The organism is Erwinia sp. OLFS4, assembly GCF_002752165.1.
GTDB lineage: Bacteria > Pseudomonadota > Gammaproteobacteria > Enterobacterales > Enterobacteriaceae > Izhakiella.
Genome location: NZ_MOMB01000047.1, coordinates 137,571 through 151,760 on the forward strand (window position 1 = coordinate 137,571; position 14,190 = coordinate 151,760).

The 14,190-nt window shown below is 50.8% G+C and carries 20 protein-coding genes; 1 reads left to right on the forward strand and 19 read right to left on the reverse strand.

Annotated features, from left to right (window positions below):
• Window positions 1-4: 4 nt before the first annotated feature.
• From BL249_RS09265 to BL249_RS09320, 12 genes are all read right to left on the reverse strand, one after another.
• The gene (locus tag BL249_RS09265; RefSeq protein ID WP_099707200.1) at window positions 5-622 is read right to left on the reverse strand and encodes a hypothetical protein; all 618 of its coding nucleotides are present in this window, start codon (window positions 620-622) and stop codon (window positions 5-7) included.
• Window positions 615-1,952, reverse strand: coding sequence for an NUDIX hydrolase (locus BL249_RS09270; RefSeq protein ID WP_168174302.1), 1,338 nt, complete (start codon window positions 1,950-1,952; stop codon window positions 615-617). The genes BL249_RS09265 and BL249_RS09270 overlap by 8 nt, the downstream gene beginning before the upstream one ends.
• On the reverse strand, window positions 1,933-2,769 hold the full coding sequence (locus BL249_RS09275; RefSeq protein WP_006119758.1) for a hypothetical protein: 837 nt from the start codon (window positions 2,767-2,769) through the stop codon (window positions 1,933-1,935). Before BL249_RS09275 ends, BL249_RS09270 begins: the two co-directional genes overlap by 20 nt.
• Window positions 2,723-4,153, reverse strand: coding sequence for an anti-CBASS protein Acb1 family protein (locus BL249_RS09280; protein WP_099707199.1), 1,431 nt, complete (start codon window positions 4,151-4,153; stop codon window positions 2,723-2,725). The genes BL249_RS09275 and BL249_RS09280 overlap by 47 nt, the downstream gene beginning before the upstream one ends.
• A 15-nt stretch (window positions 4,154-4,168) precedes the next feature.
• Window positions 4,169-5,494 (reverse strand): terminase large subunit domain-containing protein, encoded by a 1,326-nt coding sequence (locus BL249_RS09285; protein WP_099707198.1) that lies wholly within the window; start codon window positions 5,492-5,494, stop codon window positions 4,169-4,171.
• A gap of 16 nt (window positions 5,495-5,510) precedes the next feature.
• Window positions 5,511-6,536 (reverse strand): terminase small subunit, encoded by a 1,026-nt coding sequence (locus tag BL249_RS09290; RefSeq protein ID WP_099707197.1) that lies wholly within the window; start codon window positions 6,534-6,536, stop codon window positions 5,511-5,513.
• The gene (locus BL249_RS09295; RefSeq protein WP_006119763.1) at window positions 6,536-6,793 is read right to left on the reverse strand and encodes a hypothetical protein; all 258 of its coding nucleotides are present in this window, start codon (window positions 6,791-6,793) and stop codon (window positions 6,536-6,538) included. Before BL249_RS09295 ends, BL249_RS09290 begins: the two co-directional genes overlap by 1 nt.
• 8 nt (window positions 6,794-6,801) lie before the next feature.
• Window positions 6,802-7,668: a GREB1-related protein gene (locus BL249_RS09300; RefSeq protein ID WP_099707196.1), complete on the reverse strand. Its 867-nt coding sequence runs from the start codon at window positions 7,666-7,668 to the stop codon at window positions 6,802-6,804.
• Window positions 7,658-8,290 carry a ParB/Srx family N-terminal domain-containing protein gene (locus BL249_RS09305; RefSeq protein ID WP_099707195.1) on the reverse strand — a complete coding sequence of 211 codons (633 nt, stop codon included), beginning with the start codon at window positions 8,288-8,290 and terminating at the stop codon, window positions 7,658-7,660. The genes BL249_RS09300 and BL249_RS09305 overlap by 11 nt, the downstream gene beginning before the upstream one ends.
• A gap of 122 nt (window positions 8,291-8,412) precedes the next feature.
• Window positions 8,413-9,030 carry a methyltransferase domain-containing protein gene (locus BL249_RS09310; protein ID WP_099707194.1) on the reverse strand — a complete coding sequence of 206 codons (618 nt, stop codon included), beginning with the start codon at window positions 9,028-9,030 and terminating at the stop codon, window positions 8,413-8,415.
• On the reverse strand, window positions 9,027-9,935 hold the full coding sequence (locus tag BL249_RS09315; protein ID WP_099707193.1) for a glycosyltransferase family 9 protein: 909 nt from the start codon (window positions 9,933-9,935) through the stop codon (window positions 9,027-9,029). The genes BL249_RS09310 and BL249_RS09315 overlap by 4 nt, the downstream gene beginning before the upstream one ends.
• Window positions 9,928-10,473 carry a hypothetical protein gene (locus tag BL249_RS09320; protein WP_099707192.1) on the reverse strand — a complete coding sequence of 182 codons (546 nt, stop codon included), beginning with the start codon at window positions 10,471-10,473 and terminating at the stop codon, window positions 9,928-9,930. The genes BL249_RS09315 and BL249_RS09320 overlap by 8 nt, the downstream gene beginning before the upstream one ends.
• A gap of 62 nt (window positions 10,474-10,535) precedes the next feature.
• Here BL249_RS09320 and BL249_RS09325 point away from each other — a divergent pair, with 62 nt between their 5' ends.
• Window positions 10,536-10,829 (forward strand): hypothetical protein, encoded by a 294-nt coding sequence (locus BL249_RS09325; RefSeq protein WP_099707191.1) that lies wholly within the window; start codon window positions 10,536-10,538, stop codon window positions 10,827-10,829.
• Window positions 10,830-10,867: 38 nt separating this feature from the next.
• Here the strand turns inward: BL249_RS09325 and BL249_RS09330 are convergent, their stop codons facing one another.
• The 7 genes from BL249_RS09330 to BL249_RS09360 all read right to left on the reverse strand — a co-directional run bounded on the left by BL249_RS09330 (window position 10,868) and on the right by BL249_RS09360 (window position 14,190).
• Window positions 10,868-11,395, reverse strand: coding sequence for a DUF2514 family protein (locus BL249_RS09330; RefSeq protein ID WP_099707190.1), 528 nt, complete (start codon window positions 11,393-11,395; stop codon window positions 10,868-10,870).
• On the reverse strand, window positions 11,392-12,003 hold the full coding sequence (locus tag BL249_RS09335) for a glycoside hydrolase family 19 protein (RefSeq protein WP_099707189.1): 612 nt from the start codon (window positions 12,001-12,003) through the stop codon (window positions 11,392-11,394). Before BL249_RS09335 ends, BL249_RS09330 begins: the two co-directional genes overlap by 4 nt.
• Window positions 12,000-12,326: a phage holin, lambda family gene (locus BL249_RS09340; protein WP_099707188.1), complete on the reverse strand. Its 327-nt coding sequence runs from the start codon at window positions 12,324-12,326 to the stop codon at window positions 12,000-12,002. Before BL249_RS09340 ends, BL249_RS09335 begins: the two co-directional genes overlap by 4 nt.
• 157 nt (window positions 12,327-12,483) lie before the next feature.
• Window positions 12,484-12,687, reverse strand: coding sequence for a DUF2767 family protein (locus tag BL249_RS09345; protein WP_099707187.1), 204 nt, complete (start codon window positions 12,685-12,687; stop codon window positions 12,484-12,486).
• Between the two features lie 134 nt (window positions 12,688-12,821).
• Entirely contained in the window at window positions 12,822-13,520 is a 699-nt protein-coding gene (locus BL249_RS09350) for a bacteriophage antitermination protein Q (RefSeq protein WP_099707186.1), read from the reverse strand.
• Window positions 13,517-13,900 (reverse strand): hypothetical protein, encoded by a 384-nt coding sequence (locus BL249_RS09355; protein ID WP_099707185.1) that lies wholly within the window; start codon window positions 13,898-13,900, stop codon window positions 13,517-13,519. Before BL249_RS09355 ends, BL249_RS09350 begins: the two co-directional genes overlap by 4 nt.
• Window positions 13,897-14,190 (reverse strand): DUF1364 domain-containing protein, encoded by a 294-nt coding sequence (locus BL249_RS09360; RefSeq protein WP_099707184.1) that lies wholly within the window; start codon window positions 14,188-14,190, stop codon window positions 13,897-13,899. The genes BL249_RS09355 and BL249_RS09360 overlap by 4 nt, the downstream gene beginning before the upstream one ends.

Below are 14,190 nucleotides of genomic sequence, written 5' to 3' on the forward strand. Positions count from 1 at the left end.
CTCCTTAAATCAAGAACAGGCCACAAGGCTTGCCGTTTTCCCAGACCACGTTGCCGCTGGTTTCTTTTTTCACTGTCAGGTTGCCCTGCTGGGAAACCATCAACAGGCTGATGTTCACTTTCGGGTTAGAGGAAGAACCACTGGAATACACATCCACGCAGTTTTCCGTCATATCCCAGACAAAACCATCAGCCCCGACTGGATCATCACCGGTGGCAAGCGCCGCGACTGCTGCGCTGATCGGCAATGGAATACGCGCACCTGAACCGACGCGATAGTAGTGAACCGAACCACCAGCCAGATAAAGCGGTACCGGGTTACTGGCAGTCGTGATGCCGTGGTACGCCTGGTTGAACACGGTAAAAGCATTGCAGACCGAAGCTGTTGCTTTTTTGATGGTTGAACCGCTTACGTTTTCCGCGACAGTGGAAACGCACTCAACCACGCCAATACCGCCCCATACGGGCGCATCGAGGTTTTTATCCAGCGTACCGGAGCAAAGTTGCAGGCGGATCGCAGGGTCGTCCTGCGCGTCACCCTGAGTCAGGCCACGCGATTCGACGTTAAAGCTGCCGGCAAATGAACCCTGTGTTTTGAACGGGTCGAAATTAATATCAGCCATGGTTGTTCATGCTCCCTGGAGTGTTGATTTTGACGAGGCGACGCCCCGGAGTTTTGAATGCTGCTAACCAGACGTTGGGATCGCCCTGGTATTCAGTAATGCGACGACCTGCTTCATCCATGCGAACACGCTGGTGTAACTGGCCCAGAGTGTTGTTCATTTCATTCTCGATGGATTTCCGCGCTTCGCCGTAAATAGCCTCTTCGAGAACAGAAAGGGTCGCAGAATCCGCAATTGCGCGAATGTTCACGTCTTTATGCTTTTCCGAGTGTTTTTGCATTCCCATCAGTACGCGCTTGCGGTAATCCAGCGCTTTTTCCCCGGAGAATGGAGTAGGTGCCTGTTTGCCACACGCAACGTAAGCGGAGTCAGCTTTAACCCTGGCCTCAGTCATGTCAGAGTCAGATTTAGCTTTTTCCTCCTCCTCAGCTTTGGCCTTTTCTTCATCAGCCTTGGCCTGATCAGCTTTTCGCTGCTCTTCTTCGGCTTCATCCGCTTTGGCTTTTTCCTCTGCCTTTTTCTGGGCTTCCGCTTCATCAGCCTTTTTCTGCTCTTCAGCAGCGGCATCTGCTTTTTTCTGCTCTTCCTGATCGGCTTTTTCCTTTGCCTCTTTCTTTTCCGCTTCTTCCGCATCAGCGCGGGCTTTAATGCCGGATTCCAGCGAATCCATGCGTGCAGAGATCGTTTCAAATCCCTTATTCACGCCGCCTAATGCATCGCCAACTACTTTCGCGACGATGCTTTCGAGCATTTTCTCGTCCATATCAATGTCACCTTTGTTAGAAACCTCGACCCCTGTGGGGATCTTGTCTTTGTCCCACACTCCCAAAGAGCCGTGGTCCTCTGTTACCAGAGCGATGTGATCGAGCAGGAAGGGCACGCCTTCGATAAGGAAGTTCGTTTCACCATCCATTACTTCCACATTGCCTGATGCGTTGTTAAATACGACTGAAGGACTGGTCGAAACCGTTTCCTTCACGATCTGTTCAACGATGTCCCGTATGTAGATGCGACAAACTGCCCAGACTTCATCCCCTCGGATGTACGGCAACATCACCGAACCGACGATTCGCTCGGTAAAATCCTGCTCCGTCAGGACAGCTTTATCAGGGTGATTAGTGATAACGGGCAACCCGTTACAGCGTTGAAGAAATGCATCGTTAAGGTAGAGATTCGGGTCGCGCCATACGTGTTCTTTCAGCCCTGTCCGGTACGCCAGCCCGGTTCCAGTAATGCGCAGGTTGACCAGCCACATGTTCGAAAACTTCATCGGAGAAGGCGCTGTGCCGTCCCGTATTCGCTGTGCTAATTCAAGCTCGGTTAAATTCACGTTTTCCTTTCTCCGTTAAAAACTCGACAGGTAATTTCTGCGGGGCATAAATCGGAAACACCTGACAACTGCAAAATGGCTCTTCGCCGGCAGCGGTAATTTCGTCGTAATAACCGTATTCGGGCTTAATCAATCCCTGCTGTACCGCCCAGGAGTCGCGGATCAGGTAAATAAGCGTGTCGCGGTGCTTGTGATCGACGCGATAGTCGTAGCCAGGCCGACGCCAGTTGGAATGCCAGCGAAACGCGATAGCGCCACCCTGAACGGAAAGCAGGTATTTCACGTTGCTCGCGAGTTTATGCCCCTGGTCGATTGCCACCCGGCGACTGATGAAATCCAGATCGGTGACTGATTTCCGAATAGTCGATTTCTGCGCGTTTTTATCAATCTCGCTCACACCGTCCGGAGGGATAGACGTCACCCACCCCTGAAAACGCTGCACAGTACGTTCAATAGCCTGCTCACGGTTCAGTTTGATAAGGTTGGCGCTGGCAAAGATTCTCCGATCAAGCTCCTTACGGAGTTCTGGCTTAATCTTGTCGAGGGTGATTTGTTTGGGTCCGTCTGGAGGCTGGTCCCGTAAAGCGCCACCGTGAACAACGAGGCGGCTGTAAATAGAGGTGAGGTGCTTACGTGTTACATCATCGCTGGGTGATTCCCGGCTGGCTGCCACCCGTAGTTTCTGGCACCAGGAAAGCAATGATTTCTGGCTATCCCATCCGTTATCAACGTAATAATTAATCGCATCGGTCAGCACTTCGTAGAGGGTTTTAGGTTTCCTCTTCAGTTTCGTACGGCTGGTTCGTTTGTCCGCCATTATTCGGATCCTGCGGTGGTGGTGGCTGGTATTTCGAAAGGGCTTCTTTGTCGATGATCATTGGCGAATCACCGTAGGTTTCGGTGGCGTTGGTCACGCTGGCCAACCACTCTGCCGCCATCGCCCTGTTTTCGGGATCAAGCTGTTGCGCCATGATTGAGAACAATGCACCGGCTTGCTGTACAACCTTGCTGTCGCTCTCCCTGCGCTTATCCGGCGACTCTTCCACCAGTTCCTGCCAGCCCGCATCAAACTCACGCTCCCACATCCTGAAAGTTGTCTGATAATCCTCGGTGATAATGTCCGGATAATCGTTCTTCAAAGAGATGTAGAAATCCTCATTCCAGGCGATGTAACGTACCAGGCGTTCGAAGTAGTCCATAACCGGCTCGATAACCTGACGAACACCATCGACATACTGGCTGATGGCTTTGGAATCCTCTTTCCCCTCCCCGAACCCATTGGAAAATGCTTCCTCTTTGATAAGGATGGCGGGAACATCACTACCAGCCGAAATGTCGCTGATAATGTTGTCGCGGGCTGTAGAGAGAGCTTTATCGATGTTCTGAAGGTTCAACGATTCGATATCGTCTTTCGTGCCAATACTGAGCACCCCTTCATTTTCCGAGATTTTGACGTTTTCCCTTTTCTTACCTGTGGCTGCCGCCATGATGCCGCTGGCAACCGAGCCGTTCTGTTCGGTTTTGGCGACAAGCACGCCCGCCTTTTTAGCCACAAGGTTGTTTGCCACCATCGTTCCGATATAAGACTTCATCGGGTACAGAACACGCTGAAACACGCTGCGGCCAGTAAAGCCGAACGTTGAGTTCTGGTATTCGAGGTAAATCGGTGTGCCGTTGAATATTTTCAGCGTGCGCGATGGATGCCAGCTTTTTGACGCTATTTTCAGCGTTGCATTCGCCTGCTGAAAGAACCGGCTATTCGGGTTCTGGTCGGTGACCATGCTGCTGGCAGCATTAAGCGGATCCCAGACGTTGATATAAACGTCCTCTTCTCTCAGCCCAAAAGTCGGCAGCGGGTCTTTGCACGTCACGCCATCCGTCCCCACACCGATCGCGGCAGCACCATAACAACGGGAAACGTAAAAAAGATTCTTTATCTTCTCATTGAGACCCATACGCTCCCACACTTCACGAAACTGGCGAACAACACGTTCATCCGGGTCCGTTTCGACGTTATAGGAGCGCGGTTTGCACATCGCCATGTTGATCGGCTTTTCCACCAGCTTCCCGCCGAGGGGATGGAACTGCCAGAGCAGCTTGCAGGTGTTATAGCCAACATCGGTACCTGGCTTGATAGCGTCGCTATCGAGTATCTGCATTAGCTCAGAGCTAAGGTTGGTATTGATCTGAATTTCTGCCATTACAGAAGTCCCTGTTTACAGTGCCTCGTAGTTCCCGAACGCGATGATCAGGCCGTACGTGTAGCAGTCGAAAAGGTCATCAGCGCGTTTATGCGCTTTCGGGTCGGCCAGGTGGAAACCGGCAATCTGGCGCCAGAGGTGGTTAGCGGTCTTTTTCTTAAACTCGACCGTTTTATCGAAAGCAGGTTTGGCGATTTTTGCTTTTTCCTGCCAGTGATGACCGGACGCCAAAACTGCCCTTTCGTCTTTCCCCTTAGAGGTCAATACCGATTTTATGGGCTTCATATCCCATTCTTCGGTTTCGGCTTTCTGGTTGAGGATGGCCCCCATTGCAGCGTCTTCCATGAAAACGCCCTGGCTCCCATGACGGGGGCGGCAAATCTTCGCCAGCCGTTCGAGGTTGTCGTAAACACCCGGCATATATTCCGGGAGTAACGACGCTTTAATCTGCGTTACATCCCAGTCAATAATGGTCAGCCGCGGCTCTGAGTAGGTTTCTTCATAGGCGAAATAAACGAATCCGGTGCCATCGTTATCAGTACCACCTTTCAGCGCGGTATCGGCCACTGCGAAAATCATGTCGCAGGTGGTAGGCATCTCAACAGGCAGGTCATTCACCAGCAGCTTATTGACGTCCAGCAACGCATCTTTCGACCAGTCGATAAACTCTGCCTCAAATTCTTGCTGAAAAACTCGCGGATCATTTGTCTGACGCTCTTTTTCCAGTTCGTCAGGTGGAACAAATGGATTTCCTGAAGTGGGTGCATGATGCTCGTAAAAACCCAATTCTTTATCGTGGCAAAGAGCGTAAAAAAAATTATTATCGTCAATCCCGTCTGGCGTCGAAAACACCCACGTTTTACCGCGTCGGGTAAGTAATGTTGGTTTAATTGATTTCGGCCAAACTTCTTCAAGCATTTCCGGTGATTTGGTGAATGCAGCTTCATCTATAAGCGCAATATCATATTCACGCCCACGACCTGCCAGCTTATTATCGTTAGTCACCCAGAAATCTATTTTCCCACCATTCTTAAGCAGGATTCGCTTTTCACTACGCGACTGATTTTTTATAAGGGGGCCAAGTATCTCAATCAGAGCATCGAATATTTCCTGATACTGTCGATATTCAGCGGTAAAAATGCCAACCTTTCCCCCTTCCTTTCGATCCGTCCCCGGTTTGTGAAATTTATGCGTTACATATGAACACGCCAAACTCACCAGCATGACGGTTTTCCCATAACGACGACCACAGCGCACGACATTATATTGATGCTGACGCCCTTCTCTCCATATGCGAAATTGCCCCGCATGGAGCTTTGGAATAAAAATTTCCTTTGCCATGTATTTATACCTGTGTTCATTCTCCGTCAGGAGTATCAAGCGCCCCATGAACCACGATTGTGTCGTTAGAATCACCGTTACGGAGGTTTTCGATTTCAGCTTTTATTTTTTCATTGCTCAGGCGGGCACGTTCGATTTCGAGTAACCGAAGTTCTCTATCCTGTTCGCTGGAGGCCAGATTGTGGAAAGCTGCGAGGTTTTTCAGTGCAGCGTCCTGGTCACGCGTCATGACCTCGATACCGAATTTAGTTTTCTTCACCCCGGCAATAAGACGACGAGCCGGGCCTACTAAATCCCGTGTATCAGCAAGGAAAACATCTTCGATGCCCTCACCTGCGCATTTAGGGCAATCAGGGTTGGGGTCGTCGTTAGCCACAAAACCAAATCCACCTGACTGATCCGGCGGCGGCTTGCTGTCATTCGCTGCTTTGGCGGCGGCCTTGTCATACTCAGTTTCATCAATCCACTGATAACGGTTATCGAATCCCCAGCAGTAACGGCAGCACACACGGCGCATCTGAGAAATCTCGCCGGGATCGGCAATCGCGATTTCATGCCAGTGCCTGAGAATATCCTGGGCGTTTAATATGGCCTGCTCGGTTAACTGCTCAATGCCCTGGTTAATGGCTCTCGCCACCGCTGGCTTGCGATACAGCATCCGGGCGTTTCTGTCGCCTCCGGTATAACCTGCCTTCCTGTATGCCTCATACTTATTGCGGCACTCCAGATAGTAGGAAACGAACAGTTTTTCTTTATCCGATAGATCTGCACAAAAAGGGGATCTTTCGGGATCAGGTTTTGCGCAGTTTTTTACTGCCTTCCCTTTTCCCTCCCCTTGCTCTGGAGCGGCTTTATCTGGATTCTGCGCAACTATCTGCGCAGTTTTTTTTTGCGCATTATTCTGCGCAGACTTTTTTATGTAGCGGCGGGCTGTGTCGTAAACCAATCCCTGCTGTTCACACCAGTCTTTCAGCTTTATACCCGTACTGGCGTGAGCGGCAGCAAACTGAGATTGCAGCGCCTTCCAGTCGGGTTTGCTCATCAATCACTGTCCTTACTGCGCGAAAGTCTCATCAGCTCGTTATAGGCGTATACGTCACCGTTACGGGCGCGTTTGTATAACGCCCCTCGCAATTCGGCCTCGCCTTTTGCCGTCCCGATACGGATGGCCTCACGAAATAGCGCTAACCTCTCCCTGTCCTGTCTCAGTTCGTCCATATCAATATCGAGCACGTCTGCAATCTGCTGTTCCGTCAGACGACGGGCGGCCAACGCCTCTACTTTTTCACGAACGAACATAAGCACCTCTACGATTTGATATGCAGTACCATTCCGTAGTCATTAGTGCCGGCAGGCAGTTCAATATCCTCTTTCAGGCGAAGACGCAGTTTTTTGAATCCCCGATAATCAACGTAATGATGGACACGCCCAAAGCGGTACGTCATACGGGAAATATCAGGGTGCATCTCAACCTGCATTTTGCTTTTGTTATACGTACCCTCTTTCGCGTAAAACTCAGCAGTGTTTCCACCCTTTGTTTTTTGCGTCTGGATTTTTTGTTGCAGGAACGCATTGAACTGAACCGTGCACCATCCCGCCTTCAGCATTCTCAGCGATAAATCCGTATCCTCGTTGTAACGCCCTCGCCACCGAAACGGGAGGTCATTACGAATAAGATTGCAGGAGTAAATTCGGGTGTTGGTAACGAATGGCGGTTGCTTATCCCTCTCCGGGGCAAACATGGCGTAATTCGGGCCAGCCATCCCCACGTTTTCGTACCGCTGCACAAAATCCTCCATACAGCGGAAAATGGTTCCGTCACCCACGCGGATCCGCTTGTTTTTATGCAGGCGGAAAAAATGCCGGATGTTGTCATCCATAACCCAGTGCCAGGCGAACCCGTTAGCTATCGAGTGGTCCCACGCAAAATTTCGCGCAGCACCCGGGCCGACACTTTTTGTCAGCCCCAGATCGTCAAAGGTGTCATAGTCACGCTGGTATTGCTTATCGAGCACCAGAATGTTCTTCGCATCTATGACCGCAGCGTACTGGTCGTACTCCTGCTCCTCGATAACGATGTGGTACGGGACACCGATGTGTTCCAGTGCTTTCGCCGTCATGCGCGTATCAGCCCGGCCTTTACTGACGATATAAATCGGGTAATTAGGATTCATCGCTGATGTATGCCTTATTCACCGTGGATTCCCGTTTATGTTCCGGGTACCAGATATATTTCGTTTTTGCCGTGATCTGCTGCTGCACAAGCTGGGCGAACAGCGCAACGTCAGCATCCGTCTCGAAATGCACGATAAGCTGTCTAACTCCGTTGGTGTTCTCCTGGTCAAATGCCGGCATTCCCACCCAATGATCCCTCGGGTCGTCTGGCTCAACGCCCAGGATATCGCCTAACTCCAGATCGCTGAATCCCAGCAGCCCGACATCAAACTCAACGTCCTGCAATGCCTCGATTTCCAGCTTAAGCAGATCACCATTCCAGCCAGCATTCAACGGAAGCCGGTTATCAGCTATCCGGTATGCCGCCTTTTGTGCGTCGGTGAGCCCCGAAAGTGTAATCGTGGGGACGGAAGCAATTCCCATCTGATCGGCGGCCAGCACCCGGCCATGCCCGGCAATAACTTCGCCGTGTTCATCAATAAGTATCGGGTTCGTCCAGCCAAATTCCTCAATGCTCGCCACAAGCTGCAACACTTGCCGATCGTCATGCGTTCGGGCGTTACGAGCATATGGGGTTAAATCCTTTAACGGTCGATAGACGATTTTAAGTTTCTCGGTCATATCTCCGCTCTCTGATAAAAAAGCAGTAACGATCAATGCGCAGGGTGCGCGGCGGGTACCACTACTGCTTTAACAATCACTATCGGGCGCCATCGTAATGACACCCTGTAGTGGCTGCTGTTCTAAATTCGGCAAAAGGCATAGCTACCAATGCCATCACGACCAAGCTCACTTTCGCGGGTGTTGTGCTCCACCAGCTTAAACCCGTTGGCCGCAAACCACTTTATGAGGCCATCATGGGTCCAGTACCAGATATGCTCATCACGGCGGAAATGACGGGACCGGAGAACATGCTCTGCCCCCTCAAAGATGGGTACCGAAACGAATACCCATTTTTCCGCCCGGGCGATAGCGACCTCAGGCCGATCGATATGTTCCAGTGAATCCCAGAACGTCAGCGCCGGATATCGGTCATGGTATAAGCTCGACCACTGGCCCCGCTTTTTCAACCATTCAACGCCAGCAGGGTTTACATCGAATCCCCTCGTATCCGGTCGCGCTTCAACAAACTGTCCTGCACCGATGCCCACATCCAGAACCACACCGCTGTAGTGCCGCGCAACTAACTGGATCCGCGCCGCCGTCAACTCTCTACCAAGTTCGGTGTCGGCCAATGTCTGGTACCGTGAAAAGTATTCTTCGTCGTATGGTCTGGCACCCTTCGGTACCGGATAACGCCCCATACCCAGTTCAGGCAGCCAGGCCAGACCGTTCTTGATTTGCTCAGAGAAATACTTCATGCGGCCACTCGCTTACGTGATGCCTGATAGACGTTTTCGATAAATGACTGCACCCGTGAAGAAAGCCCGCTGATTGTTTTGTCGCAGGAGTGTTTCATCTCCTGACACCGGCAATAGTTGTCCGGGTATACAAACAACGCGCGGGATAAATCCATACAGCGGGGATCGGTAACTTTAGAGTGGTGATTATTACCGCCATTGCCACCCTGTAAGCAGATCATCGGTTTACCGTAAGCAAGCGCAGCGTGCATGACGACACATGCGCCCGTAAGCACAATATCGGCCCGCTCCACCAGCGCCAGCATTTGCGTGATAGAAAGCTGGCCATCATGCAATTTCCTGTGCGCGAACGGTTCAAGATCCGGTATCCACTCCTGTCCCGGTTCGTTATCTGCAATGCTGATAACATGGAAACCGCGTAACGCCAGCAACCGGGAAACTTCATCCACATATTTGTTCAGCGGGCCGCGGCTGGCATTGTGCCACTCGGTACGCTCGGTGGTGGGACGTATAACCGCTAATGGCTTACCATCCGGTACCGGGATATCCGGCGCAGGATAATGCGGCAAATCCATCGCTGCCGGCAGCGTGCCAAATTGCTGCTGCATAGCGTCGAAAATGCTCCCGGCCTGAAGATGACCATTACCGTAAAAAATGCGCTGGCGGGAAATGCCTGGCGGCTCGGGTTCAAATCTTACCGATGTACTTTGCTCATTCTTGCGCTGCGTACGCAATGGCGTATTGGTTTTCACGAAATGCAGGTTGGGGATCCCGGCGTAAATTTCCGGAAGTGGCGTTCTCAGCCAGACCTCTTTTCCCTGTTTGACCAGCGCCTTAATAAAGCAGCGCTGATTGATATTGTCGCCGATGCCATGCATCCCGTCGAAATACAGTTTTTCAGGCATTAAGTGCCGCCTCAAGTGGTAAGCGTTTAAAACAAGTCAGCGATGTCTCGCGTGACGCGTTGATAATCTCCACGCCCGGCAGAGCATCAGCGAGAGAAGAAAAGTCGGTGTGCCAGCGTCCTACTTCGCGCGGTACCGGATTGTGCATTGTTGCCGGGTGGCGACCATGCCAGTGTGCTCCGTTCGCCAGGTTGCAGTCGTAGCCGAGAAGGATCACCCTATCAGCACCGAGGTGTGCGGAGAGTTGAATGGCACGCTGGCCGGAGTTAAACGGGCCGTTGTCCGACGGACTGAACAGCTTCACGCCGAACCGAGCGTGAGCCCTTTTGCTTTGGCTCCAAAGTTCGGCGCTGGTCTCCAGCGAGTCGTAGTAATGATCCCACCAGGTAAAGTCGGCAGCGTAGATATGCTGACAGTCTGGTACGGCCCTCCAGCTCGAATTAACCGCGATGATCGGATAACCGGAACCAGAAACCAATGTGCAGTCTTCAGCCGTCAGCGATGGGCCGCTGGCAACGCATATAAAGGTTTTATTCATATCAAATGGGTTTAGTTTGTTATTTATGGCACATTGTTGTTTTCACATTTCGAGGATGAATAATGGAACTAAGTCAACTTGCCCAACCTGAGCCAATTCTTGATGAAGTTACGCTTGCGTCAATCCACCCTGGTTCTCTCGTAAAAATTCAGATCACTGATGGTATTAGCGATAAATTTAATGAGACCATCATCATGAGAGTTAAAAACCGTGACGAGCACGTACTTGAGTGTGAGTTTGTAGAGCGTCAGCTAAGGGATCGGTTTGCTGATAAAAGTCAGCAATACAAAACCCCTTTTCAGTTAGACACGGTTTTATTTATCAAAGAAGCCGTGTTTGCTGTTGATAATGAATGAACAAAACAGCAGACACTCATTTAATGTCTGCTGAGTCCTTATTTTTTGGTCACTCTGTCGTAGATTTGTTCGCAACTTGATCCTGCCGCATAACGTTCATCAGCTTCTTTTGCATAGATTCCCGCTCTTTTGTCAGATTGACCAAGCAGCTCGGCAAGCACTCTGGCGGTCTCGGCTTTTGCCGCGCTTGCTTCGGCAAGAGCGGAAAGGCGGCTGGTTTCACTCCGGCCATATTTGGCCTGTATGCTGGCGAGTTGTTGCTGCAAGCCGTTACCAACACGCCGAGCAGCATCAGCATCGGCCTGAACTTTTGCCAGTTCTTCGTCTGCACGGTTTTGCTCCTCGTTAACGGCATTCTGGCGCCGCTGTTCTTCGGCCCGTTCTGAAACATCTCGGTGCAATGCAGCGGTTGAATCAGACAGGTCACGTTGCGCCCATTGCAGCTTCCATGCTGCATCTGCTGAGTCATATCCAGCGCTGTATGAACGCCATATCAAAAAAGCCACCAGCAATGTGATCGCCAGTGGCTTCCAGTATTTTTCTAACAACGCAAGTAGCGCCGTCATACCAGCACCGATTTCGCTTTTTCGTAGCGAGCTTTACGGTCATCAAGGCCGTTGGTACCACCATTGATAATTTTCGTTACGGCCGTAATGTCACCAGTATGTTTCAAGCAACCTTTTGACGCATAAAACCACGCTGCCGAACGCGCAGCATAACCATCCTGTTCCAGCAGTTGCGGAACCAACAGCAAATCAGTACCCAAGCCAGCGCCGCAATCCCGGTAATTGTCGTGACCGGTAATCTGAATCAGTCCACGTCCGCGATAATTCCAACCGTCATTTTCTGCGATATTCCCCATACGGTGGGCGTAAACGATATTAGCAATTGCTTTTTGATCCGCAGGATGATCAGGGGTACGTCCGTATCGCTGAGCGGTATCGCCGGGGAAATACTTCCCGAAAGTTGCTTTCAAGCCGTCGGCAGAATAATTCAGGTTTTCCACAATACGCGTGAAACCACCAGACTCATGCCCCACCTGAGCGATAAACATCGCCTGGTCATCGGCGGAGGTTATGCCAAATTCAGCCATCGCCGTATCAATTGGCTGAAACCAACGCGCAGCTAACTCGGCGCTGATATTAGCCGCCTTCTGAAACTGTGATTTATTCATTCGCTTTTCTCTGTACTGATACCGGTTCGCTTGGTAAATAACGCCACGGCAATATCACGCAATCGGTCAGCGCCAATAAAACCAATCATGCCGCCAACGAATGCGCCGGAATTTGCAGGAAGGCCCAAATATTCCAGAATCGCTGATACTGCTAATGCTGCAATTCCGCAAACCAGCGCCCCGGTAGCTGTATAGATTTTGGGCTTTCCGGCCCTTATATCCATTAATGCCGAAATCCCTAAAGCCGTCAGCCCGGCATAAACCGACGGCAGGTATACAGCCAACCATTTCATTGTTTGCTCAATTATTCCGTGTTTTTCCATAGTCACCTCCGGAACGGGGCGCCGTGTGAGAATAAAAAATCCCCGAAAATCCAGGAGCGGCAACGGGGAAAGGCGTTGCACTAATTTGACCTGTCAGCGGCCTTTGATATGAAAAAGCCCCGGCAATTGCCAGGGCTAGAATTTTTTGATGGGGTATTCATCGTTCCAGAACAGTTATCGCAGCTTCCATCGCTTTACGCATGTATTCAGTACGACCGTGATCACCAGATAAAGCCGTCCTGAGTGCATTTGCGATATTGTATTTCTTCGTTTCTACGTCGGTATCACAAAGAATAAACACCGCATCCCCCACTATCCGGCACATCTCGTTATAAAGCGCCTCTGACTCTTCACCGTGCATAATTTCACCTTTTTAGCTATTTTGGCGATAGTACCTTCAGAAATTAGCGCGAATGTGGATCCAAAGCAAAAAAACCCGCAATTAAGCGGGTTTGTACAACTTTGGCAACATATCAGAATTGCGCTAAATATGGCTTATTTCGTTGCATTTTGCAATAGCGTCCATTCAATCTCTTCAGGAGGTGCTTCACAATGGTGGTCAAGCGTGTGCTGCAACGCCTCTATGTCCAACTCGTTGAACGCACGTTTGAAGTGGGCCCAATGAGGCGCGTAAACGCGAAGCCATGTTGAAGGATTCACGCTCATTAATCTGGCCAACGCCGCCCCTGCGTACTCTTTGTATGTGTCATTGTTTCGAGTGGCTGCGATGTCTTGCGCAGCAAGCCAGATCAACGAAATTAAACGCTTCTTAGTTTTATTCAGTAGGCCTGGCGGCAGATATTTTTGATGTCCGTTCCAGATTACCTCACAGATGATGGTCTGATACCTAAACGTCAGATCGAAGCCGTAACAATACTTTAGCCACGCCTGCTCATGCTCTGGCAGGAAATTAACTGCGCGGCGCCACGGTGCTCCGGCAAACTCATAATCGTTAATCGGTGGTAATGGCCTGCGGCGGCTGCGCGTCTCCAGTACATACAGAGAAGTGTTCTGTGCCTTTACCCTTCGACCATCCTCAAACTCAACCATGTGGATGTGTTTGCGTGGGCAGCGGTCTTTCTCCGCTGGTGGATGCTCACAAAACGCCTGCAACTGCCCTTTCGTTTTACCTGAGTTATCCATCAATGCGCGGGTTAATTCTATACGGGCGTACTCGAGTAATTGAGGAGTCATTTCGAGATCACCTCATTTTGCCAGAGGGGTAAAGGCGCTTTACATCCTGCCCGACGGATTCGCGACTTCGCGTTACGCTCAATCTGAATAAGCCTTTCGATATTCTGGCGGCGCTGCTTTTCTTCACGTCGGAGATAACCAACTGTGTCTGCCAGTTGTACCTCTCGCCGAGCTATCGACAGTAGATAATCAAACGGGTCCAGAACGGCATCGCATCGGCGGCAACGAACCTGTCGCTCAAACTCATTAACAAAGACGCCTGGGTGAAAGCACCGAACTTTTTCACCCTCCGGCAAAAATTGCAGATCGCTTTTTTCCATCCCTTCTTTCGCCGGGAATGCCACGACGTTCAGTAGTTCGGTTTCTGTTTCTGTGCTCATAACTTACCTTCACTTCTGAGAATTGATTGCGTGCGGAAAACAGCTTCGGCGTGAAATAAGCGAAGCTCATCGCGGGAATAAGGTGTTTTTATGCGTCCATCAACAGCGGAATGACAGGCATCGCAGCCCCACGCGCCCTGTGCATCATCAGGTTTACATCCTGTGCCACACGTTCCGGCAAGCCGGTAATGAGCCAGTACCGTAGTTTCCGGGTTGAAATTACAGATACCGGGAATTCTCATTTGGCAGTCTCGTCCACGCGCTTGCTTTCTGAGATCAACCTTTTTCAT